Genomic DNA, 23,084 nt, shown 5'->3' with positions numbered 1-23,084 from the left:
GTGACGGTTGACGTGCCGACTTCAAAATTGCGATTGGCCGAGGCCAGTTGCTCGGTGATGGCGCTTTTCTGCGCCTGCAAAAACGCCAACACGTCTTGGGCCGCCAATATATCGAAATACGCCTGGCTGACACGCAACATTAAATCCTGCTGAGCCTGGGCAAATTTGACTTCACTGGCGGCGACCGACAATTTACTTGCTTGATATTGCTGCCAATAGGCCGGCCGAAAAAGCGGCAAAGTAAGCTGCAGGCTGTAGTTGTTGGTGACGGTATGCCAGGCCTCCCCGGCACGGCTATAAGTGCCCCCCAGAGCGACGGTGGGCAACAAGGCTGCGCGCCCCTGGGCACTGGCTTCGCTGCCGGCGCTGAGTGCATAACGCGCGCTCGTATATACCGGATCGTTGCCAAGTGCCTGCTGATAAGTTTGCAGCAGGTCGACCGCGTGCGCATGCGTCGATATAAGAGCAGCAGCCATCAACCAGGTAACGAGGGAACTGCGCATGACGCTCTCCGGAATTTTTACATCAGACAGGCAAACGGCATCCAGCAACAATGAAATTTGTAGCCAGCTGGGGAAATAATTTGAAACACGACAGCAATCGTTGCATCACACTTTCGACCCTATGATGCCTGTCAACTGCGTGCGCGGCACTGGCTTACGCGGCCTATTATCTGGCTTGTGGAGACAATATTTACACGAGGTGGCAATGAAGGCGGGGCTCAGGAGTAAGATTGGATATGTTGGATGAATTGGCGTCGATTCAAACCATGCAATGGCAAGACCGTATAGATCAGTCACCTGACGCCATCAGCGAAGAGCGTTCCCACTGAATTTGCGACTGATCCGGTATCGGCCGCCTGGATGCCCTCCGCCCCATTGCCCTAAGACTTGCCAGTGGGGTTTTGTTGCATAAATCAGTCCACCTACCGCTCGCAAGCTCCATCAGATAAGCCGGCGGCATGACCAAACCTGCTTCCGCGAGATACCGAACGACGAATTGGAAAGAGTACAACGCCACGGTGGAGTCAAGTGGCTCGTTGCTGCTCTGACCGGACAAAGAGATGCACTGGCACGACAGCGCGAATGGCAAGCGGGGCCGCAGGCCGAAGTTCAGCGATGCCGCCATTCAGTTCTGCCTGATGATCAAATGCCTGTTCAATCTGGCGCTGCGGTAAGCTATGGGGATGGCGCAAAGTCTGCTAAAGTTGGCAGGATTGGACTGGCAGGTGCGAGACTTCAGCACTGTGAGCTGCCGACAAAAGCGCCTGAGTGTGACGATCAAAGCCAGGCCAAGTACGGCCGGCTTGCACTTGCTGGTAGACAGCACCGGCATCAAGATGTTGGGCGAAGGCGAATGGAAAACCAAGAAACACGGTGCTGACTACCGGCGCCAGTGGCGCAAGGTGCACTTGGGACTAAACACTGCAACGCTGAAAATACGAGCCATTGAGGTCACGGACAACAGCATCGGCGATGCGCCAACGCTGCCCGAATTGTTTGAACAGAAGCCGTTTAACAAGAGCATCGCCAGCGTCGGTACCGATAGTGCCTATGACGCGAAAGCCTGCCACGAGGCCATGCGCAGGCCATTATCCCGACCAGGAAAAATGCCAAACCGTGAAAAGAGACGCGCCTTGGTGCCGATTTGCGGAACCAGATACTGCGGACAAGCCGGCTGCTCGGACGCGCCATCTGGAAGAAATGGAGCGGTTACCACCGGCGCAGCTTGGTCTAAACAAAAATGCGCTGTTTCAAAACTGCTCGGCGAACGTCAATGGATCTTACGACAGGGTGGCAGCGTTCGCCAGGCAATGGAGGGAGTTTGCCCTGAATGAAGTCAAACTGCTGCCTGCGTTGCAAAAGATTTTTCGTCGATACAAGCGCCCAGTAGGCAAGAGCTGGGTATGGACGAAACCTACATCAAGATTCGCGGCCAATGGAAGTACTTATATCGCACCATCGACAAGCAAGGCAAGACCATCGATTTTCTGCTCCGCGCCCAGCGCGATACCGCTGCGGCACGGTGTTTCTTCGAAAAAGCCATCGATCAAAATGGGCTTCCCGAGAAAGTCACCATCGACGGTAGCGCCTCTAATCTGGCCGCACTGCACGATATCAATGCCGAGCGGGAAACGCCTATTATCATCCGAAAAAAGAAATATCTTAACAACATCGTTGAACAAGACCACCGAGCCGTCAAACGCATTGTCGATCCGATGCTTGGCTTCAAGAACTTTCGCTGTGCGGCTATCCTTTTGGGTGGCATCGAAATGATGCATATGATCGCCAAGGGGCAATGTTCCCAGCAAGGTACAACCACGTCCGCTGCCCAACAATTCTATGCCATGGCCGCCTGATTTATTTCCCAAGCGGAAATTCGTCCAGGCGGAATTTCTTACTGCGACAGAGCCCCATATCATTCTACGCTACTCCCTCAGGGGTAAGTCACAGTAAAAGTGACGGTATCCCCATTGGGAACGACGTTGCTAATCTTCATGCCGAAGAAATTTGCGCTTTCGCCTGCTCCAAGTGTGTCATTTGAGAATAAATCAGATTCCGTGTTAATTTTTCTGAGATTGTTATCTCTTACATTATTTGTGTCGTCTGGTAATGGCTGCACAAAAAGCGGCATTATCCTTGCAGGATTCGATAATATTATTGCTTCAAAAGTGAGAAATTGTCGCTTTGGGTAATCAGTTCTTAATATTTCATAATCTGCGCCATTTATGTCTTTTGAATTGTAATAGTCAACCCATATTTCAACTTTATTGCCCCCATTAGGCAATTCTAATGCGGCTACTTGATAACCTGGCTTCAAGGGGGTGAACATCGAAGTTAATGTCACGGTTTGTGTCTTCGGCGTTGTAGAACCAGGGGCAGGAACTTTGACGCGCAGAATGTCGCCGTATTCTTCGGAAATAAAACCGGCGCTAAAACGCGACCCTATGCCCAAGCCAGGATGATAAAAAGTGGAACCAGTAGAGCCGACGCCATCAAAAGGGTTGGAGGTTCTCGTGCCATTAGGAGCCCAGTTGAAACCTGGAGGGGGGCCACTTAAATCCGCTAGATTTAGCAAAATAGTGGGGTCTGTTGAGCTTGCTAACCGCGGGTCATAACTGATCCCTGCCGTATGTCCAGGATAGGAGAATCTATTGCCATAAGTGTGTGTCAATTCATGAAAAAATAGCGCCTCAAAGCATAATGGTTTCAGTACATAATCAGCTACCGGATACATAGTGGTTCCATCTGTACCAGAAGCATTCGTATTCTGAATGAAAATTGGTGTGAAATAATTCACATGAGATTTTGGAAGGTGCAAGCTAACCGGACATCCGTAACCCGATTCGAACAATGGGTTTCTAGCTACATGTGTTGTTGGAAGGGATTGGTAAGCCGCCAAAATCGTGGGGTCAACGGCAGAAAGTGTAGAACCGAAGAATATTTCACCCGCAGTCATGGCTTGACCCAAAAACGTGCCAGTAGTAGGCACCCCATTTATTTTTGGCATATATTTGTCCGGATTTGCTGGGTCATAAATTCTTACGGGATTGCCAATGTCGGTTGTGTCACAAGGCTGTGACAGAATTATTATTCTGTCATTTATAACATTGTAATTTAAATCGCTGAGAGATTTACTTAACAAAATATTGAGATTAATGTCGAATGGATCTATGCATTTTTGCTGATCTGAGGCTGCCTTTTGTGGCCCAGCAGGAACCGCGTAACCCCTCCATTCCTCTATATATTTCACCTGGTATTTCATACGACCTCTGGTGACCTGCTGGAAATATCCCTGCATTAAAGGGCTATTGATAGCGTAGTTTGCCCAGTTTGTAACTGAAGGTGTTGGCACGCTGCCTAGGCTATTGTAAACGCCGATCACTATAAAATTTGCTGTGTCTGGTCTGGCTAGAAATTCCCCTAAGTAGTCAATACCTGTTAAGCCGTTGTAGGAGGTCTTCCTAGTGGCACTGGTGTTGGTGGCGTAAGCTGAAACTGTATTGGACAAAGCGCCGGCATACACCATCGTTGAGGCGTTCACCGGTGTGCTTTGTAATTGGTTAGAGTTCAGTATGTTGGCATTAACAATGAGGAAATTTCCGTTGCTGGGCAACTGCGTTTGAGGAATGGGGATGAGAATTTGCTTAGATGCAATGTCACCTAGACTTAGGCGTTGGGTGATCGGTTGTGCACTGCTATTTGGGAACGTGAGTCGCACACTGTAACCAAGTTGTACGTCACTCGCTAAATTTACTGTGGCAACAATTGATGGCGTCAACGATGGATTGGTGATCCCAACACCGCCATCATTGAACATTGCACTGACTGCGGGCATAGGGGTAACCAGGGTAACCAGGGTAACCGGGGTAACCGGGGTAACCGGGGTAACCGGGGTAACCGAAACAGTGTTGTCAGTAGTGTCAACGCTTCCTCCATCACCACAGCCTTGGAGTGTTGCGCACAGCAAGAAAAGACTGGCGAAAAATCTAAAGTTCAGTACCTGTGGTTTTTGCATAAGAGATATAGTCCAATCTGGTGTACGGCGCTCCTGAGCGTCCCTCGGTTTTGGACCTGTCAAGAATTCTGTGTGCGGGGTCAGATTCTGCCACTCGACAACGCCCCGGGTGTGATGTAGCTTATCATTCTCAGACATCCATCAAGGGTATTCAACATCGAAGGTGACGGTATCTCCCGTTGGCTGAACATTATTAATTTTTATCCCTAATAATGAAGCGCTCTCACCAGCGCCCAGGGTTTCATTAGTCAATAAATCAAAATTAGGATTTTTTGTTTTCCTCAAAGCTATATCTCTCGCATTAGTCAGATCAGGTGGATTCGGCGGAATGAAAATAACCCCTTGACCTTTGACATCCTGCATCTTCATTAACTCAAAAACCAATGCTTGCCGTTTGGGATAATTCGTGCGAAAAATCTCATAGTCTTTCCCATCTATATCTTTGGAGTTGTAATAGGAAATCCATAATTCAATTTTGTTTTTACTATTCGGCAACTCAATAGCCACAGCTTGGTAGCCGGGGATTGACGGTGCAAAGCTGGAAGTCAGCCTGACCGTTTGTTTTTTGGGGCTGCTTCCTGCGGGAGCCTTAAGGCGGGTAATATCGCCCTGTTCTTCAGAAATGAAACCCGCACCGAACCGTGTGCCGGCCGTCCAACCATAAGTATAGCGATCGTCACTAGAAGAACCGACGGCATCAAATGGATGATTTCCACGCTGAAACCCCGTGTTGTCGGGCATGTCATACGTCAACACAGGTAGATTGCCTGAGACATCAAATGCCCGTACGTATCCACTTCCGCCAGTATGATCTGTAGTTGTTCGAAACCCAAAGGTATGAGCCAGCTCGTGGAATATAATGGAAGCGCAAATTTGCTTAGTAATATATTGTGGGGTCCTTACTCCATTCACTATGAAATTTTGAACATAAATTGGTTGAAAATAGTCTTTATGGATGGCTGGTAAGGACATTTGTTTACAATCATCGTATCCCTTCTCATACCAGATATTGCGTGCGGGATGGTCGCCAGGCAGCTGGGCATATCTCATATACATTGCGTCTGATAATGCATAAGGGGCATTCTGAGGAGGAACAGGGTCGGAGGCCGCCATAAATATGATGCCCGGCACAAACTCTTGGCCGTTGGTTATCACCGAATATGCGCCATTAAATTTTACTTTCGCGTCATCGGACACCCGGCTGGTCGCCGTTAACGCTACCGGCGGATCCGCTAGATTTGTTCCGTCACTACAATCAACCAACACAACGATCCTATCGGTGACGGCGTTGAAATTGAGATCCTTAAGGGATTTGCTCAGCTGATAATCAAACGGTGCTGTGTTAAAACTAGCCGCACCAAAACATTTTTGAGCGTCGGCTTTTTCCTTGCCGCCAATCCCATCCGGAATGGCGTATGGCCGCCACTCCTCAACATATTTGATTTTAATTTTCGTCCTACCCCTGCTGATTTGATTAAACACTCCTTGAGCAAAATCCTGGGTAAAGTAATGGTTTGTCCATTCTGCTACCGTGGTAGTCGGTTTCTTGGCAGCTTGATGGTAAGCGCCCAATATAACAATACCCAGCTCATCTGTTTGCGGCACTGGCGGACCAAAATCCAGTTCTTCTTTTGACCGGAAAAAACCAGAGTAATTGGCGATAGGTGCTAATTGCGGCTTGGAAACCCGAACACTTGCGCTCGTTTTAGCGCGACTTGAAGGGGGCGTCTGAACTGAAGATGATTGACCGTCGCCGCACCCTTGAAGTATGAAACCAAATGAAATAGATATACATGCTAGAAATGCTATTGCCTTACATTTCTTATAAATGCGTTTATTCATAGAAATCTGCCTCAGGTTAATTCGTAAGATATTGTTGTATGCCACGAATTATTGAATTGTTCGAACTCAAAACAACGTCAATCCAACTCCCAATGAAATTCTTTTTCGGTGTATCCAACGATCCCTTGGAGGAGCGCTGATCTCTTGAATATTTTGATCTCAACGCTGACTTGCAAATCAGAAATGTAATCGCCAACCGAAATCTTGCGATTCATGCGGGCCATTCGTATTCAGCACGCTGACCAGTTCACCTCCGCTGTCAAATGAATTTATCGGGCCTATCTGCTCTGTATGTGCAACGAGATGAAGAAAGTGACGGTCTGTTACAAATTATTTTTTCATGCTGCGATTACAGTGGCGGTATTTTCCGATCTATAGAAAATATCTGCCTCGGTCAGAACTCGAAAGTGTTGGTCAGCAGCAGCGTACGAACTGGTTCGATGCTCACCGTAGATGTGGCAAAGTCGCTATAGAGACGACGATTGAACAGATTTTTGATGCCCAGCGTTGTCGACCAAGTCTTGATTTGTTGTAGATGATGACATCGGCGATGCGTTTGGCCCGCTATGCGGCCGAGCACATCGGTGTCCGGCTTGAGATTTTTGAAAGTTCTGCATGAAGACTTCCCGTTTTACCGACAGCCACATCATCGCCATCCTCAAGCAAGCCGAGGGTGGCTCGCCCGTCCCGGAGCTGTGCCGTGAACACGGCATCAGCAATGCCACGTTTTACAAATGGCGTTCAAAGTTCGGTGGTATGGATGCGTCGCTGATGGCCCGCATGAAAGAACTGGAAGACGAAAACCGGCGCCTGAAGAAGATGTATGCCGAAGAACGGCTCAAGGCCGAGATCGTCGCCGAGGCTCTCACAAAAAAATGGTAGCGCCATCTCAACGGCGAGAGATGGCGCAGTGGGCTGTAGCCAAGCGTTCAGCCACCATTGAATTGGCGTGCCAGGCATTTGGCATCAGCCAAACCTGCTATCGCTATCGCGCCAAGCTCGATGCGGAAAACGACGTTGTTGCCGACTGGCTGGTGCGGTTGACGAGTAACCAGCGCAATTGGGGCTTCGGCCTGTGTTTCCGGTATTTACGCAACGTGAAGGGTTTCAAATGGAACCACAAACGCGTCTACAGAATATATCGCGCACTTGAACTGAACCTGCGGATAAAACCGCGTCACCGCCTAGTGCGGGAGAAGCCGCTGCCGCTGGCTGTTCCCGCGCAGATCAACGAAACCTGGCCGATGGACTTCATACATGACCAGCTCGCCGACGGCCGCAGCATTCGCCTGTTCAACGTAATCGACGACTACAACCGTGAAGGACTTGGTATTGACGTCGATTTCTCGCCACCGTCGGAACGGGTCATCCGTTGCTTGGATCGGATCATTGAGTGGCGAGGCAAACCAAATGCGATCCGTTGCGACTTGTGTCAGTAGCTTGTGCGTTCGATCCAATCGCTGTTGCACCGGCCTTGGTGGCCTGTGCGCAGAGACCGGAGCCAGTAGCATCCACACCATTGACAGTGGTGCAGGTTGCCGCCGTCACATTTCGAATCGCGGTGCCGTTGGTGCAGCGTGTCTGTACTCTACCGTTATTATTGGCGCCGCCTATCGTAGTAACTCCGATCGTCGAGCCTTTGTGGCGGCGGCACCAGACGCATCTGCTAATGGCCTTAGTGTTGTTGACAATGCATTCGCCCTGTTGGCAATGCTATCCAAGTTCACAGAAGACGACGTCTATAGAATCCGACACCTGCGACCAAGTGCCGCTCGATCTCGGTTTGCCGGACGGCGACGGCCTGAACGTGTTGACACGCTTACGCCGTGAAAAAAGCAGCTTACCGGTAATTATCCTGAGTGCGCGCGACGCGCTTAGCGATCGCCTGCTTTGCCTTGATAGTGGCGCCGACGATTACCTGGTCAAGCCTTTTTTGCTGAGGTGTGGGCGGTTATCAATCAAGCGACGTCTCATCGAGTACCCGTTGTGCCGCGCGAAATGCGTCTGCCGCAAATGCTACCCCGCAGTAGACGCTGGTGTGCAAAAGTACCTCGCGTATTTCAATAACCGTTGCGCCATTATTGATAGCGCCACGTACATGTCCCTCTATCTCGTGCATGCGGCCCAAGGCGGTCAGAACGCCCAGTGTGATGAAGCTGCGAATTTTCAGGTCCAGCCCATCGCGGCACCACACTGTTCCCCACGCATTCCGCGTGATGAATTCCTGCAGTGGAAGCGTAAAGTCGTCGGCTTTAGCAAACGCCGCATCAACGAATGCCGTACCCATTACTTCTTTTCGTACCCTGAGGCCTTCATCAAACTGGTTGTCCATCCATTTTTCCTTCTCACGCCAATCTTGTTTGATCGCACAGAGCGCCACACATGGTGTGCGCGAGGTCGGTGGTAGGCGATCATCCTAGGGAGTGCGAGCCTCATCCAATTGCGAACGGATGAAACGCCCAGCGGCTGCAGCCCTTTCGTAGTCCACTCCGGACTTGATCGCCAAGCTATCGAGCAAATGGATCAGACTTTCAGTGGCAACATTGCCGGAGGATCCTGGCGAATATGGACACCCTCCCAATCCGCCGACGGAGCTGTCGAAGATGTTCATTCCAATGTCAAGTGAGGCACGGATATTCGCGATCGCCATGTCAAAAGTGTCGTGATAGTGACCGGCCAGCTGGCTGAGCGGTACGCGACGAGCGCACGCCTCCACCGCTGCACTTGTGGCCGCCGGTGTTCCAGCTCCTGTGGTATCGCCCAGCGATATCTCATAGCAACCTAACTGGTACAGCATGTCCGCGATGCGAGCGGCATTGGATGGTTCGATGGCGCCTTCGAATGGACAATGAACCATGCATGAAACATAACCCCTCACCAAAATCCCTGAGCTGCGCGCCGCCTCAAGGACAGGTTTGAAACGCGCTATGCTATCGGCGATGCTGCAGTTGATATTCTTTTGTGAGAATGTTTCAGAAGCGGAGGCAAATACGGCCACAACTTCGCAACCCGCTGCCAAGGCTGCCTCGAACCCGCGCAAGTTCGGCGTCAGCGCGCTATAGATCAGACCTGGCATGCGGGGCACCGCCTGCATCACCTCTGCCCCATCTGCCATCTGTGGCACCCAGACCGGAGACACGAATGCGGCTGCTTCAATGTTCCGCAGTCCCGCGTCGACCAACATACTGATAAGTTCAACCTTGACCGCGGTTGAAACGTGTTTTTTCTCGTTTTGCAAACCATCGCGCGGTCCGACTTCCACAACCTTGACTGTCTTTATTGCATGCATACACAACTCCCAAAATGTGCGAGCAGCTGCCAAACGGAATCCGCTCAGCAGCTGCTTACTCTAGAAGGCGAGCTTAGCCATTAGGTACGGTGTCGTACGGCTGTACGTACCACCACCCAGATTCTTATAGCGCGCATACTCGAGTCTCAGCCCGACCTGCACTCGTCCTTTCGGTAGCACGTCGACCAGCAAGTCAGGTTGGGCAAACACATTGGTCCCGAAATTGGTAGTCGATTTGATGAGCAGCAGCCCATCGAAGTGAAAATTGACACTACCGACATTGAACGGTGCCAGCCACACTGTGCGCGTGAGCCATTTCGAACCTTTGTCTACACTAGTACTGCGCACCATAAAATCTTGTTCAAAAAAAGCAGTTCCAGGTACTGCGAGATCAAAGGAGATGCCGTAGTTATTCGAATTGAAGTTACCGTAACTTGCCTGCTCTCGACGGTATGTTGCGTACACATCCTTTACGAATCCATTACTTAGTTGCAAGCCCGTCGTTTTCGAGATGCTTATCCTTGGCTGATAGACAAAATACATCTGATTGCTGGTGTTGGTGCCGAAAGATCCTGCGGCCTGTCCGCCTACGTTCTTTCCGTTGAACAGGTCGAGCGCAATGTAATTGTCCCCATACGCCCACGTGCCGTAGTGCTCTGCGCGAAAGACGGTCAGTTTTTCATCGGTCGTCCCAGTCCCGTTGAATATATCCGCCTTCGCCCCATTGGTAGCGAACAATTGTACGTTCGTGGATGAATAGTCCTCTGCCTTCACGCTGGCGGCGCCAACGACGGCGCAGGTTGCAAGCAATGCTCCCACTGCTTTGCTTGCAACGCGACGGTGTATTTGTTGAAACATGGATGTCTCCTTTTGTCAATATTGTGGCAACTTCCCTGATGGGCGGATAACGATGCCGCCGCTGCCGTGAGCGGCATCTCTTTCTTGTGAAATAAAAAAAGAGCGCGAGTTTCCCCTGGGCAGGGATGCAGTCCCTGCCACCGCGGCGCCAAGCGCCTAGTTACCGAGCGTTGTAGAAATTAATGGACGGCCGCGTACATGATCTTTTCCTCCATTGCCTCATCTGGCGTGAACTCTTCGACGACACGCCCTTGGCGTGTAACGAGGATACGGTCGGACAGACTGAGGATCTCCGGGAGATAGGAGGAAATAACCATCACAGCGAGGCCCTCGTCCGCCAGTTGGTGGATCAGCTGATGGATTTCAGCGATGGCGCCAACGTCCACCCCACGCGTAGGTTCATCGAAAATGATGAGCCGTGGTTTTTGCACAAGCGATTTGGCGATTACGACCTTTTGCTGGTTTCCGCCAGATAGCTCGATCACATGGGCGTCGCCGCTGATGGTACGGATGTTCAGCGCCTTTTGCCACGAGGCCGCGATTTCTGCCATCTCGTTGTAACTAACGAAGGAGCTCTTACAGTCGGCGGACGCGAGCTTCCCCATAAAGATGTTTTCAGAGATGGACATGGTTTCAAAAAAACCTTCAAGCTTGCGATCTTCGGTCACGTACATGATGCCGTCGCGCACTGCCGACTGCGGCGTGCGGTAGCGCACGGACTTGCCGTCGAGTAAAATTTCGCCGCCGTGCAGAAAATCCCGCTTCACCACGCCGGCGATGATTTTCGCGGTCTCTGTACGGCCCGACCCGATGAGGCCGAAGACACCGGTTATCTGGCCGGCGTAGAGTGAAAAAGCATTGTTCTTGACGACGCTGCCCATCGACAGGTTTTGCACGCTGAGCAGCTTGGGTCCTCGCGGCCGGCGCTGACGAAGTGCATTGTCCTTGCCGTAAAGCTCGTCCGACAGAACGCGCCCAACCATCGCCTTGATGATCTTGTCTCGATCCATATTGCGAGTGTTCTCGGTCAGGACATGCTCACCGTCGCGCAAGACCGTAATGCGGTCGGAGATCGCTAGCGCTTCTTCCAGAGCGTGCGAAATGAAAACGATCGATACGCCGCTCAGCTTTAGGCGTTCGACCAAGCCGAAGAAATGGTGCTTTTCCTCCGGTGTAAGGGTGGCAGTAGGCTCGTCAAAAATGATAACCCGCGCATTGTGCTGCACGGCTCGCGCAATCTCCACCATCTGGCGCTGTGCTGCGCCCAACGACGACACCAGCTTGGTAGGATCGACGTTGAAATTAAGCTGTTGCAGGAATTGTTGCGCGGAAATGTAGAGTCCTCGCAAGCGGTTGAAAAACGGCTCGTCGCCGAGGTACAGGTTTTGCGCGACCGTGAGAGTGGGGACCAGGCTCGTTTCCTGGAACACCATCGCAATGCCGTTGTGGAGTGCCGCGTGCGGGGTATCGAACGCGATAGGTTTCCCATCCAACAGTACCTGACCCGCCGACGGCTGAACCGCGCCCGCGATCATTTTAGTCAAGGTTGACTTGCCAGCGCCGTTTTCCCCAAGCAGCGCATGAACTTCTCCTTCGCGTATATCGAAATTGACGTTCCTAATTGCAGGTATACCGCGATATTCCTTGGTGATATTACGCACTTCAATCAGCGTTTTCATGCCTGCCTCGTCAGCCAGGTGGAGGGTGCCAGCAGAATCGCATCGCCTCCGTTGCTGGAAATAATTAGTTGACCATCGACCTCGGCCACGCTCGTGATCCCGTGGCGACGACCGTCTGCCCTGCTGTGCAAGCTGTCGGTAGGGAATAATTCTGCATCGAGCTTGACCAGCAAGCCATACGAGCGCGCCGGTGCCCATGGCTTGAGGATGCCCATCGACTTGATCGCTCCACCCTGCAGCGGCTCGCGGAAGTCCCCCCCGCTCGAAAGTGCCGGCGCGACCCAGTGCTTGTCCGCGATTTCAGACATCATGCGCGTGCGGAACTGATCTTCACGCAGCACAAACTCAATCAGCTGGCTACGTGGGGCGAACACGGCAAGCCAGTAGCCTCCGTCCGCGGCCGCCGCCAGTCGAGCCGGATAGCCCGGCAAATCACCCAGCGCCACAACCGGCGCGCCACCAGGTGCCAGTTTGAGCAGGCGATGGCGCCAGCTTTCGCTGACCACCACCGCGCCATCGGCGGAATGGGCTAAGCCGTTAGGATACGCCAGCTGTGCACCGAGACAGGTCGCCGTTCCGCTGGCCATGTCCAATCGCCAGACCGAGCCGCTCGCCCCCTTGCCCATCAAGTCACGCTTCCAGTGCTGAGGCCGGTTCACCTGGGAGCCTTCCGCTACCAGCAAGGTGCCGCCAGGTGCGGCCAGCAGCGCGGTAGGGCAATGACAACGATATTCAGCCGCATGGGTAATCACCCGCCCATCATGGGCTCCGCCAACGATCCTGATTTCGCCATTTGTCAAGCCGGCCGCCCATGCGCCGCCAGGCAGCGCGGCCAACGCGCTCACCGGGGTATCGAAGCTCCGCAACTCAGTTGCTGCTCCAGTGCGCGGATTCAGCAAACTTACTTGCGCTCCGCTCGAGAACAGCACTCCTGCATCCACATGCACAACGTTGTCGGGCGCGCTAATCGCGAGCAGTTGCCGCGCACTTTCTAGCTCCTGATTCGGTTGCAATGCGCCGTCCATTGGAGGTACCGTGACCGCCGCTTCGCCGCGTCCCAATATCGAATCGACTCCGTGTACGACTCTCTGTATTAGAGATACCATTATTTTTCCTCCCAGTAACTTGTATGTCCGGACCAAGTTGGATCGACGCCGGCAACCCGATATTTACCAATCCGGTTGTTCAACAACCCACCCAGGTAAAGGTAGCCATGGTGCTCGCGCATCGAGGTGATCATCGGGTGGTTCTCGCCCCCCAAGTCCCAGAGTGATTCGAGTACAGTACCCTGTTCGTTGAACTTGACCACGCAGCCGGTATTGATATTTGGGAAGAGCAACTCCTGAGGCGAGACCCGTCGTGCCATACGACGCCTGAAGCCGGGCATTTTCAGCGACAAGTCCAATGACGGGGTTCGCATGCCAACCAGGGCAAGCCAATACGAACCATCGGAAGCGCGGTTAATGTTGTCGGGATAGCCAGGCAAGTCCCCGATCACGCACTCGACAGTGCCGGCCTTCGGTCCATCGAACCAGTAACGACTGATGCGGCAAGCCCACGTTTCGGCGAAGAAGAACGATTGACCGTCGTGCGACATGCAAATGCCGTTCGGAAAAATAAGGTTGCGAATCACCGTTCGGGTCTTGCCAGTGTTCGGATCGAAACAGATGATGCGCCCGTTGCCACGGCTCTCGAGTGCATCGTACGCCCAGTTCGACATCTCGTAGCGGATCGTCGCTTCGCTGAAAAATATTCTGCCATCTGGGGCGATGTCGAGATCGTCCGCAAGCTTGAGGCGCGAGTCGTCGATGATCGACCACGGCGTGCGATTGGTCTCGTCGGTCAGCTTGGTGACCGTGCGCTCCGAGCTGACTTGGTACAGGCCCATGCCGGCGATGCAAACGATCAAGTTGTCGTGCCGGTCGAACGCCAGTCCCAGAGGGTGACCGCCGACGTGAGCGAATACTTCTGCCTTCTCATGACCAGGCCCCATGAAACGCACGATGTCACCGTGGCGTGTGCCCGTGTAGAGGTTGCCGTGCCGGTCGAAGATGACGTCTTCCGGCCCCTCCACCTGCCCTAGGCCGATGAGCTCGACATCTCTGAGCTTGTCGTTGACCGCGTACGGGGAGTTCGAACCCTGCGCGGTTGACGGGCAAGGCGGCAAGTCGAGGAACGCTGGAGACACATATAGCTTAGCCAGCAGTTTGTGGCGATTCTTCAGCCAACGCACATCAATGGCGATCGCCAGAAGCAAGATGCCACCCAATGCAAACGAACCAGCGCCACTCTGGAAGCCAAGCCGGATGAGTCCATTGGTAACGCACAGGACGACGATAGCTCCCATCAGCGCCTTAGTGATCGAACCTCGGCCGCCACCTAAGCTGTTACCACCGACTACGGCTGCCGTCAGCGCCATGACCTCCAGCGCCAACCCGGCATCGGAACCGGCACTGCTCAGGCGCGCTGCGTACATGGCGCCGGCCACGCCGCACAATGCTCCTGAACCAACGTAGGTCAGGCAAATGACGCGCCGCACCGGAATGCCGACGTTGTAGGCCGACTTGCGCGAGCCGCCGATCGCCATGATGTGCCAGCCAGGACGGGTCCGGCTCAGGAAAAGATGGGCGCCGATGGCGAACACGAGAGCCACAAAAAAACTGACCGGAAGGCCGAATACGGAACCGGAACCGATGAAATCCCACATCCGTGAATCTGGCGTCACCATCGAAATATCGACCGCGTACTTCAGCAGTAGCATGTCGACCACGGCGCGCACGATAATCAGTGTCACCAGGGTAGTCAGGAATGCGCGTAGCCGCAGATAGCCAATCAACACGCCGTTGACCAGCCCCACCAGAGCGCAAACAGCAATCACAGTAGGAATGATGGCCCAGGCCGGCATCCCCAGCAGGTTCATCATCAGCAAGGCGACGAAGTTCCCGAGCGCAAAATTTGAACCTACGCTTAGGTCGATACCGCCAGCGAACATCACAATCATCATCGCGAAAACGATGAACATGAATTCGCCGAGTTGGCGAGTAGTATCGGACATGTTCCCGATGCTAAAAAAATTGGGAATGAGCGACCCAAGTATCCAGATCGTCGCGACCAAGGCGAGGAATGGGACCGTGTTATCGACCCAGTTTTTCGACAGAATTTCCCCCGCAATATGATCTGGGATGTACTTGTTCCGCCACTTCGCCAAAGTGTCTTGTAACAGCATGATACGTGTCTCCTTGTCGCACGCCGAATCGCAGCAGCGGTTCGGCGCTCGAATCATTTCTTTTTATAATTAGCAAGATCCCAACACGAATCTTCGCGCAGGGTAGCTTTAGTAAGAACGTGAATTGGCGTGACCTTCGAGATATCGCCATCGCCCGACTTTTTGCCGTTGGCCAGGATATCCTTGACGATCTTGACGATCTCCTCCGACTGCTCCTTGACGTTGTAGGTCATGTATGCACTGAACGTGCCGTTGGCCACATTGGCACAGCCGGTACTAGCGGCGCCGCCATTAGTTACCAGATAGACCTGGTCCTGTTTCTTCGCCTCACGGATCGCGGCGCCCGTCCCGGTATCCTGGCCGTCCCAGAAACCGATTACACCGCACAGATCGGGGTGCTGCTTGAGCGTGGTATCGGTAATCCCGCGCGCCTTCGATGCATCCCAGTCCGCCGTCTGGTTAGACACGACCGAAATTTCGGGATGCAGAGCCAGAACTTTTCGGACGCCTTGCATTTGAAAAGCACTGGCGGCTGAGGTCAGCACGCCTTGCACGATGCTAATCTTGCCCGACTTGCCAGCAGGCTTACCGCACTTAGCCACCACCGCATTCGCCATCGCCGCACCAATGCCGATCCAATCAGCACCGACAAAGGCGGTGGTAGAATGGATGGAGCGCATATTAACTTGCACCACCGGAATGCCGCTGTCTTCAGCGCGTTTGAGCAGTCGGTCGTAGGATTGAATGTCAGGATTTTGCACCAGCAACACATCAGGCTTTTCTGATATCAGCGAGGTAATCGCCTGTGCGCCAGCATCGGTACTCCAGCTCGGATCGCGGACAATAAACTTGATACCTAGCGGCTCGAGTTCCTTACGGATCATCGCATTCCAGCCATCAGTGAGATCATATCCGAGCGACGTCGGGACAAAGGCCACGGTTTTACCCTTATAGGGATCGGTGTTCGGAGCCGCCTGTGCGCAGCAGGTGGCAGCCACGGTAAGGGCCACTACAGAGGTGAATCGTTTCATGTAAGTCTCCTTGAATGAGCGCCTTTTTGGCGCGGTTAATTATTTTTGGCAACAATTGAGGCTGTGTGAATGCGACTAGATATCTCCCTGCTGTGCGGTCTGTTCGTCGCGCGGGTTCAACAGGCTGTCGAAGACCAGAGCGATTAACAGAATGGTGCTCTTGATGACGTTTTGCACGGTGTATTGGACGTCAAGGATCGTCATGCCATTGAGTAGTATCCCTATCAGCAGGGTACCGACGATCACGTTGCGCACCCCGCCCTTGCCTCCGCTCAGACCTATGCCACCGAGCACCACCACCAGGATTACGTCGTAAATCAAGGTGGAGTTCACGATCCGCGTATTCATGCTGGCAACCGACGCGGCGGTGATAACACCCGCCAGAAAGCCGATGAAGGAAGCCAGGGTGTACTGTAAGATCGCCATGGGGCGGGTGCCGATGCCGGTAATGCGCGCGGTCTGGTAATTGTCGCCAATCGCGTACACGTAGCGGCCGATCCGGGTGTAGCGCAGGAACAGGGCCATGCCGGCCGATAGCATGGCAAACAAAATCACCGGCATCGGAATCCCAGCCACTTCGCCTTGCCCAATCAAGGTGAACCAGCCGACGTTGTCAGGCACATACACAACGTCGAGAGGAATGAGGTTAAGGCGGCCGAATCCGTAGATCAGCGTGCCCATCGCCAGGGTGGAAAACAGCGCCGGAATCTCCGCGTAGGCGATCAGGATACCGTTCAGAATGCCGACCCCCAGCGCGAAGGCCAGGCCCATCGCCAAGGCGACCCCCACCGTCTTTCCGCTGGCCATCAGCGCCAGCGTCCAGGCTACCGAGATGGCCATGGTCGCCACGAGTGACAGGTCGATCCCGCGTCCAATGACGACCAGCGCCATGGCGAGCCCGAGGATGCCGAGCACAGACACACTGCGCACTAGCGAAAACAGGTTGTCATGGGTGGCAAAACCATTCAGAAAGATGCTGAAAGTGGCGAACAGTGCGAGCGCAAGCGATAGTACGATGCGCTCCTGCGTGAAAAATTCCTTGCCGGGCAGGCGAAATTTCCAGGGTTGGCCGCCATGCGGCGTTGTGTTTTGCTTTGTAGTCATTTTGTTCTCGATGTGGCTACGCGCCATTAAAAAACTGCCTTGCCGCCGGCAGCAAACGCCGCCAGTCCCTTTTTGGCATCAGCGCTGCGAAACGCACGCTGGCCTAGGATTGCCTCGGCAGCGAATGCCTGTGCCAGCGGCAAATCCGGCAGCGCGGCAACTGATTCCTTGATCACTGCCAGTGCCGTCGGGCTGAGTCGTTTGATCCGATTGGCGAACTCGAACGCCGTTGCCATCAGCCGCTCACGCGGCACCACGTGGTTGATCACGCCCATTTGGGCAAGCCGCGCGGCGCCGAAGCGGTCGCCAGTGAGCAACAGCTCCATCGCATGCGCATAAGGAATCTGCCGGATGAGGCGGACCAGGGTCCCGCCTGCCGGGACAACGCCAATCGACGGCTCGGGTAGTGCAAATGAGGCGTCGTCGGCGGCGATGCGAATATCGCTCGCCAGCATGATTTCAAATCCCCCCCCCATGCACAGGCCGTTGACCGCACATATGATGGGCTTGTAGATCTTACTGTTCTTTAAGTGGGCTCCGTCCCAGTGCGAGATATCGAAACGGCCTTCGGCCAGGACAGGAATCGACTCATTCAGGTCGGCCCCCACGCAAAAGGCACGCTCACCCCTGCCGGTGAGCACAATGACGCGGACCGCAACGTCGGCGCCGGCACGCAAGAACGCAGCGCCCAGGTCGTCGTACATGGCCAGCGTCAGGGCGTTCAGTTTTTCCGGACGATCAAAGCGAATCAGGGCGATTCCGTCGCTCGCCTCATAGGCTATATTGCTCATCAGATCGCTCCCTTCGCACGCAGATATTCGTAGTGCTCGCGGGCCATGCCGAGCCATCCGAGATATATCTCTTCATTGTGCTGGCCCAGCAGCGGCACCACGCCACCTGTCACGCCTGGTGTTGCCGACAGTTTCACCGGTGAACCGAACACCTCGAATTGTACGCCGCCGTACTCGACCGGAACGACCATTTTCCGCGCCGCCAAATGCGGATCACGGACGACCTCGGCGATATTGTTGATCGGTGACATCGGGAAACGGTCGCTCGCCAACTGCTCGAGCTGCGCCTTAGTGCGGCCTGCGCACCAGCGCTCCACGATCGGACGCACACGCTCTTCGTACACGTCCTCGCGGAAGCGCTTTTCCATGGTATCGATCTGCGGATCCTGTCCGAGCTCTGGCTCGCCGAACACGATACAGGCTTCGCGCCAGAACTTGTCGGTGTAGGCGCCAAAGAATACATACCCGTCCTGGCAACGATAGCGTCCGTAAGGCCGCACAAACGGATGATCGTCACCCAGTGGAACCGCGATCTCCCCCGTCTGCGTGTAGTTCACCACTGCAGTTTCCGTCAGCGACAGCACTGAGTCCTGCTGTGACACGTCAACTACTTGACCATTGCCGGAAGTGGCCGCCGCGCGCAATGCCACCATCGTACCGAAAGCGGCGTATAGGGACGCGGCCAGGTCGCCGATAATGGTCCCGACACGCGTCGGCGTATCGGGCGGGCCGTTCATCGACCACAAGCCACCGCTGGCCTGCGCGCTATTGTCGTAGGCCGGCCGTGATGAGTTCGGGCCGAACTGGCCGAAGCCGCTGATCGCGGTTAACACAATCTTCGGATTGTGTTTGGTGAGCACGGCGAAGCCAAGGTCCAGTTTTTCCATCGTACCGGGACGGAAATTTTCGATGACCACATCCGCCTTCGACACCATGTCCAGGAAAGCCTGCTTGCCGTCAAAGTCTTTGAGATTCAGACTCACGCCCAGTTTGTTGCGGTTGTACTGCGCGAAAAAGCCGCTGCGCTGTTCGCCGTCTATCTCGCGTATAGGGGGAAAGTTGCGCACATAGTCAGCGTCGCTTGGGTGCTCGATCTTGATGACCATGGCGCCAGCGTCCGCAAACAACATCGAGCAATACGGGCCGGCCACGACACGCGTCAAGTCTAGGACGGTGATGCCAGCCAGCGCTCCCGCCGGGAGCGATACCGCCGCTGCTGGTATTTCTTTGAATGACATGGGATGTTCCTGTAATGAGGGCTAGAATCGGCGCAAATGCCCTATCCGGCGCGCCGCTGCGCCAAAAGCTGAACGGCAAAATCGGTGCACACATCTTTGGCCGAAACCATCTGCTGTACAACCCAGTCCATTTCCGCGCCTTGAGCGCCGACTGACAGCGCGATATTGCGCGCGTGCAGGGCCATGTGCCCGCGCTGGATGCCCTCGGTCGCCAAGGCACGTAACGCCCCCATGTTTTGCGCCAGTCCCACGGCTGCCGCAACCTCGCCCAGTTCCTGGGCAGTCTGAACATTGAGTATCTTCAGCGCGAGACGGGCGAGCGGATGAGTCTTGGTCGCACCACCGACCAACCCGACCGGCATCGGCATCTCGATGGTTCCGACGAGGTCGCCGTTATTGCCTTTCTCCCAGCAAGTGAGCGAGGTATAGCGGCCGTTGCGGCATGCATAAGCGTGCGCACCCGCTTCGACTGCTCGCCAATCGTTGCCCGTGGCGACAATCACGGGATCTACACCGTTCATGATGCCCTTGTTATGGGTCGCAGCGCGGTAAGGATCGACGGCTGCAAAGGTGTACGCATCAATGATGCGCTCGACCACATCCGCACCATCGTAGTCGCGGGTGGTTAAGACCGAAGCCGGAATGCGGACACTCGCGCGCGCTAGGCGCAGGTCGGCCAGATTAGACAGAATCCGCAACCGGACCTTTCCGCCGGTAACCTGCTCAATGTGTCCCGCCACAGCCTCAGCCATGGTATTGACCGTGTTGGCACCCATCGCGTCGCACACGTCCACTATCAGATGGGTTACCACCATCGGCCCGCGTGGGGTGTCGGGAAATACGTGGACCTCGATGTCGCGGCAGCCACCGCCCAGCCCGATCAGTACCTTGTCACGGCTGTTGGCGATGTCGATGATCTGCTGACGTTGCTGCAGGATGGCGTGGCGCGCGCCCAGCGGATCTGTGACGTCGATCAGCTGCACTTGCGCCCGCATCAGCGGGCCGGAGCTGGAAGTCTGGAAACCGCCACACTCGCGGACCAGCTTGGCCATATAGGACGCGGCCGCAACGACAGAGGGTTCCTCCACCACCATCGGTACCAGTACATCCCGGCCATTCAGCTGGAAGTACCCGGCCAGCGCGAACGGGAGTTCGAACTTGCCGACCACGTTCTCAATCATGCCGTTCGCAGTCTCGGACGGCAGGCCACCCGCCTCCGACAATAAGGTGGCTTCGGCTTGCGTGAGTTGCGCCTTAGCAACCAGCTCCGCCAGCCGCTCAGGTACGCTCATTGAACGGAAATTGGGTAAACGGGAATCGATTGTCATGCTGCGTCTCCTTTTTTTCTGTCGGCGTTTTTGCGATGCCGTTCTGAAAGTTCTATTGAGCTTCCAATATAAGCCCGCTGCACCCGTAGAAAAAGGCACAGTTTTGCCAGACAGTCACCCAGCTGTCCGACGACAGTTTTTCAAGGTCGATTGCAACGCTGTTTCATAGAGAATTTCAGCGATGGCGAAAGCAAAATCGTCACAAGTGTACCCGGCACGCGCGGCTTGCCAGACTGGCCTGATGGACATCAACGGATCCGTGTTGTAGGATGGAAAAGGTACAGTTCGAATTGTTCCTATTACAGCCTAAAAATAAGCGACATCGTGTCCATAAAGTAAGTGTTAAGCGCGCAGTGCGGATACTCCGTTCACGCAGATCAAGAGCCGGGAGACGGGAGGAGCATTTGGTTACGAAACAAAAAACAATCGCTGAGACTATGGCTGAATCGTTGCGACGCCAAATAGCGGATGGTGCTTTTCGGCCGGGTGAAAAACTGCCATCAATCCGGGAGCTGGTCAGAACGCACGGCCATTCCAAGAACACAGTTGTTGATGCCTTCGAACGACTGGTTGCGTCCGGCGAGGCGGAACCGCGAAGAGGTGCCGGCTACTACGTTACCGAGAGCAAACGTAGCCCTGCCAGCGACATTGAACCGAGCTCGCTGGAGCGAGCCATGGACACTGTTTGGCTGATGCGCGAGCAGACCAACAACGACCCTAATCATCTGCCCATCGGTCACGGCATACCGCCTAGCGAGTGGCTGAAGGAAAACCGAATCGACAAGTTTCACCAGCAAGTATTGAGAGGCGGTCTGGGCATGATGTTCCAATATGGCGATCGCTTTGGCTACAAGTCTCTGCGTCAGCTTCTGGAGCGCAAGCTAGGCAGCATCGGGATTGATGCCCATCCAAGCCAGATCGTGCTCACCAACGGCGCTAACCATGCAATGGATCTAATCATCCGCTGCCTGATTCGCCCGGGCGATCCAGTGCTAGTGGACGAGCCTGGCTACTATCCGCTGTATGGCAAGCTGCAATTGCATGGCGCGACTCTGATCGGTGTGCCACGCGCGGCCGACGGACCGGATGTCGTGGCACTGGAAGCTCTGCTGCGGACCTCCAAATCGAGAATATTCTTTACCCAGTCCGTGGGGCAGAACCCGACCGGATCCGACACCACACCGGCAAAGGCCCATCGCATTCTGCAGTTAGCCGAAAAATATGATGTCCTTATCGTTGAGAACGACCCGCTCGCCGATCTCAAGCCCTCTACCCTGTCGCGCATTGCGACGCTCGACCAACTGAACCGCACCATCTACATTGGCAGCTTTACGAAATCAGTGGCGGCAGCGCTGCGCGTCGGCTTTATTGCCTGCCATCGAGATCTGGCGGATACTTTGGCGGACATTAAAATGTTAATACAGGTGACCAGTTCGGAATACTGTGAACGCACGCTCGATGCCGTATTACGTGACCGCCAATTTTCGCGCCACATCGCGCGCATGAAGGAGCATCTCGAAAAATCGACACATGGTGCGGTTAAGCTCTTCACCGAAATTGGTGCCGAGATATTTTATGCGCCGCAACAGACGCTCTACCTCTGGGCGGCCCTGCCCTTCGCTCCCGATTCAATGAAACTGGCGAAGGAAATGCTAACGAAAAACATTGCGCTGGCTCCCGGTGCAGTGTTCTACCTAGACACTCAACAGGCGATCGCGTGGTCTCGCTACAACGTGGGCTATGTGAACGATCCGCGCTTTCTCACGGCATTGCAATCCCCTTAGCTGTGGAGATTTTTTTTAACAGCTCATTTATCTCAGGTGTCATAATTTTGTAAGGGCTCACTTGAATTAGGGTGAAAAATATCCTTTAAGCAACGGATAGTATCACTTGAGTGGGTGCGAATGCCTTCTTCGGAGCGAAAGCTCCATCGTCAGGATTTGGCCGATTGTACGCATTCGGCATCAATCCAGAAAGCGGCCATCAAGGGATCGTGCGCGGGATGGCAGACTGACATACGCATAACAACACAATCAGACTTCGACCAACCAGGAAAAAATCTGACATGGAATCAACTCACATTCAGGAGCCAGGCAAGCTGATCGGGTAATAGCCGCCACTCAAGCCAAAGGATATCCTTGCTTACCTTGATGGACGACAACGGTATATGACTTATTGGC

15 protein-coding genes and 4 pseudogenes are annotated in these 23,084 nt (G+C 54.2%); 5 read left to right on the top strand and 14 right to left on the bottom strand.

The genetic code is table 11. From position 1 onward, the window contains the following. On the bottom strand, window positions 1–554 hold a 554-nt coding region (locus AC07V8_RS18980), incomplete at its 3' end, for a TolC family protein (RefSeq protein WP_494681179.1). Window positions 555–961: 407 nt separating this feature from the next. On the opposite strand from AC07V8_RS18980, the pseudogene AC07V8_RS18975 reads away from it, so the two are divergent. Together AC07V8_RS18975 and AC07V8_RS18970 are read left to right on the top strand one after the other, a co-directional pair. Beyond that, window positions 962–1,734: pseudogene (locus AC07V8_RS18975) on the top strand (IS5 family transposase); the annotation flags it as partial. A 104-nt stretch (window positions 1,735–1,838) separates the two neighbouring features. Then, window positions 1,839–2,359, top strand: a pseudogene (locus AC07V8_RS18970) (IS6 family transposase); the annotation flags it as partial. Window positions 2,360–2,436: 77 nt separating this feature from the next. On the opposite strand, the gene AC07V8_RS18965 reads toward AC07V8_RS18970, so the two are convergent. Both AC07V8_RS18965 and AC07V8_RS18960 read right to left on the bottom strand, forming a co-directional pair. Next, on the bottom strand, window positions 2,437–4,518 hold the full coding sequence (locus AC07V8_RS18965) for a hypothetical protein (protein ID WP_494681183.1): 2,082 nt from the start codon (window positions 4,516–4,518) through the stop codon (window positions 2,437–2,439). Window positions 4,519–4,659: 141 nt separating this feature from the next. Further along, entirely contained in the window at window positions 4,660–6,360 is a 1,701-nt protein-coding gene (locus tag AC07V8_RS18960; RefSeq protein ID WP_494721483.1) for a hypothetical protein, read from the bottom strand. 615 nt (window positions 6,361–6,975) lie between these two features. Between AC07V8_RS18960 and AC07V8_RS18955 the strand changes: the two are divergent. After that, window positions 6,976–7,787: pseudogene (locus AC07V8_RS18955) on the top strand (IS3 family transposase); the annotation flags it as partial. Window positions 7,788–8,128: 341 nt separating this feature from the next. Beyond that, window positions 8,129–8,299 (top strand): annotated as a pseudogene (locus AC07V8_RS18950) (response regulator); the annotation flags it as partial. 15 nt (window positions 8,300–8,314) lie between these two features. Here the strand turns inward: AC07V8_RS18950 and AC07V8_RS18945 are convergent. The 11 genes from AC07V8_RS18945 to AC07V8_RS18895 form a co-directional block, all read right to left on the bottom strand. Continuing rightward, window positions 8,315–8,692, bottom strand: a complete 378-nt coding sequence (locus AC07V8_RS18945) for a carboxymuconolactone decarboxylase family protein (RefSeq protein WP_494680880.1) — start codon at window positions 8,690–8,692, stop codon at window positions 8,315–8,317. Between the two features lie 84 nt (window positions 8,693–8,776). After that, complete coding sequence (locus AC07V8_RS18940; RefSeq protein WP_494680879.1) at window positions 8,777–9,649, bottom strand: hydroxymethylglutaryl-CoA lyase; 873 nt, start codon at window positions 9,647–9,649, stop codon at window positions 8,777–8,779. A gap of 60 nt (window positions 9,650–9,709) precedes the next feature. Beyond that, window positions 9,710–10,507: a hypothetical protein gene (locus AC07V8_RS18935; protein WP_494680878.1), complete on the bottom strand. Its 798-nt coding sequence runs from the start codon at window positions 10,505–10,507 to the stop codon at window positions 9,710–9,712. 179 nt (window positions 10,508–10,686) lie between these two features. Then, on the bottom strand, window positions 10,687–12,186 hold the full coding sequence (locus AC07V8_RS18930; RefSeq protein ID WP_494680877.1) for a sugar ABC transporter ATP-binding protein: 1,500 nt from the start codon (window positions 12,184–12,186) through the stop codon (window positions 10,687–10,689). Next, on the bottom strand, window positions 12,183–13,211 hold the full coding sequence (locus tag AC07V8_RS18925; protein WP_494680876.1) for an SMP-30/gluconolactonase/LRE family protein: 1,029 nt from the start codon (window positions 13,209–13,211) through the stop codon (window positions 12,183–12,185). The genes AC07V8_RS18930 and AC07V8_RS18925 overlap by 4 nt, the downstream gene beginning before the upstream one ends. Before the next feature lie 80 nt (window positions 13,212–13,291). Then, a complete protein-coding gene (locus AC07V8_RS18920) occupies window positions 13,292–15,412 on the bottom strand; it encodes an ABC transporter permease (protein ID WP_494680875.1) in 2,121 nt (706 codons plus the stop codon). Between the two features lie 53 nt (window positions 15,413–15,465). Further along, the gene (locus tag AC07V8_RS18915) at window positions 15,466–16,443 is read right to left on the bottom strand and encodes a sugar ABC transporter substrate-binding protein (protein ID WP_494680874.1); all 978 of its coding nucleotides are present in this window, start codon (window positions 16,441–16,443) and stop codon (window positions 15,466–15,468) included. Between the two features lie 75 nt (window positions 16,444–16,518). Next, window positions 16,519–17,547: an ABC transporter permease gene (locus tag AC07V8_RS18910; RefSeq protein ID WP_494680873.1), complete on the bottom strand. Its 1,029-nt coding sequence runs from the start codon at window positions 17,545–17,547 to the stop codon at window positions 16,519–16,521. A gap of 26 nt (window positions 17,548–17,573) precedes the next feature. Continuing rightward, window positions 17,574–18,338, bottom strand: a complete 765-nt coding sequence (locus tag AC07V8_RS18905; RefSeq protein ID WP_494680872.1) for an enoyl-CoA hydratase/isomerase family protein — start codon at window positions 18,336–18,338, stop codon at window positions 17,574–17,576. After that, window positions 18,338–19,576, bottom strand: coding sequence for a CaiB/BaiF CoA transferase family protein (locus AC07V8_RS18900; RefSeq protein WP_494680871.1), 1,239 nt, complete (start codon window positions 19,574–19,576; stop codon window positions 18,338–18,340). Before AC07V8_RS18900 ends, AC07V8_RS18905 begins: the two co-directional genes overlap by 1 nt. Window positions 19,577–19,617: 41 nt before the next feature. Continuing rightward, entirely contained in the window at window positions 19,618–21,003 is a 1,386-nt protein-coding gene (locus AC07V8_RS18895; protein WP_494680870.1) for a hydroxymethylglutaryl-CoA reductase, degradative, read from the bottom strand. 305 nt (window positions 21,004–21,308) lie between these two features. Here AC07V8_RS18895 and AC07V8_RS18890 point away from each other — a divergent pair, with 305 nt between their 5' ends. Further along, on the top strand, window positions 21,309–22,688 hold the full coding sequence (locus AC07V8_RS18890) for an aminotransferase-like domain-containing protein (RefSeq protein WP_494680869.1): 1,380 nt from the start codon (window positions 21,309–21,311) through the stop codon (window positions 22,686–22,688). The last annotated feature ends 396 nt before the right edge of the window (window positions 22,689–23,084 follow it).

The sequence above is a fragment of the Collimonas sp. GW821-FHT02H07 genome, assembly GCF_059421505.1.
This window is presented reverse-complemented; position numbering and strand designations above follow the sequence as displayed.

Coding starts and splice junctions, on each gene's coding strand:
- AC07V8_RS18900 (WP_494680871.1), bottom strand. CDS start 19,576: ATGTCATTCAAAGAAATACCAGCAGCGGCGGTATCGCTCCCGGCGGGA.
- AC07V8_RS18930 (WP_494680877.1), bottom strand. CDS start 12,186: ATGAAAACGCTGATTGAAGTGCGTAATATCACCAAGGAATATCGCGGT.
- AC07V8_RS18925 (WP_494680876.1), bottom strand. CDS start 13,211: ATGGACGGCGCATTGCAACCGAATCAGGAGCTAGAAAGTGCGCGGCAA.
- AC07V8_RS18905 (WP_494680872.1), bottom strand. CDS start 18,338: ATGAGCAATATAGCCTATGAGGCGAGCGACGGAATCGCCCTGATTCGC.
- AC07V8_RS18920 (WP_494680875.1), bottom strand. CDS start 15,412: ATGCTGTTACAAGACACTTTGGCGAAGTGGCGGAACAAGTACATCCCA.
- AC07V8_RS18965 (WP_494681183.1), bottom strand. CDS start 4,518: ATGCAAAAACCACAGGTACTGAACTTTAGATTTTTCGCCAGTCTTTTC.
- AC07V8_RS18935 (WP_494680878.1), bottom strand. CDS start 10,507: ATGTTTCAACAAATACACCGTCGCGTTGCAAGCAAAGCAGTGGGAGCA.
- AC07V8_RS18940 (WP_494680879.1), bottom strand. CDS start 9,649: ATGCATGCAATAAAGACAGTCAAGGTTGTGGAAGTCGGACCGCGCGAT.
- AC07V8_RS18915 (WP_494680874.1), bottom strand. CDS start 16,443: ATGAAACGATTCACCTCTGTAGTGGCCCTTACCGTGGCTGCCACCTGC.
- AC07V8_RS18945 (WP_494680880.1), bottom strand. CDS start 8,692: ATGGACAACCAGTTTGATGAAGGCCTCAGGGTACGAAAAGAAGTAATG.
- AC07V8_RS18960 (WP_494721483.1), bottom strand. CDS start 6,360: ATGAATAAACGCATTTATAAGAAATGTAAGGCAATAGCATTTCTAGCA.
- AC07V8_RS18910 (WP_494680873.1), bottom strand. CDS start 17,547: ATGACTACAAAGCAAAACACAACGCCGCATGGCGGCCAACCCTGGAAA.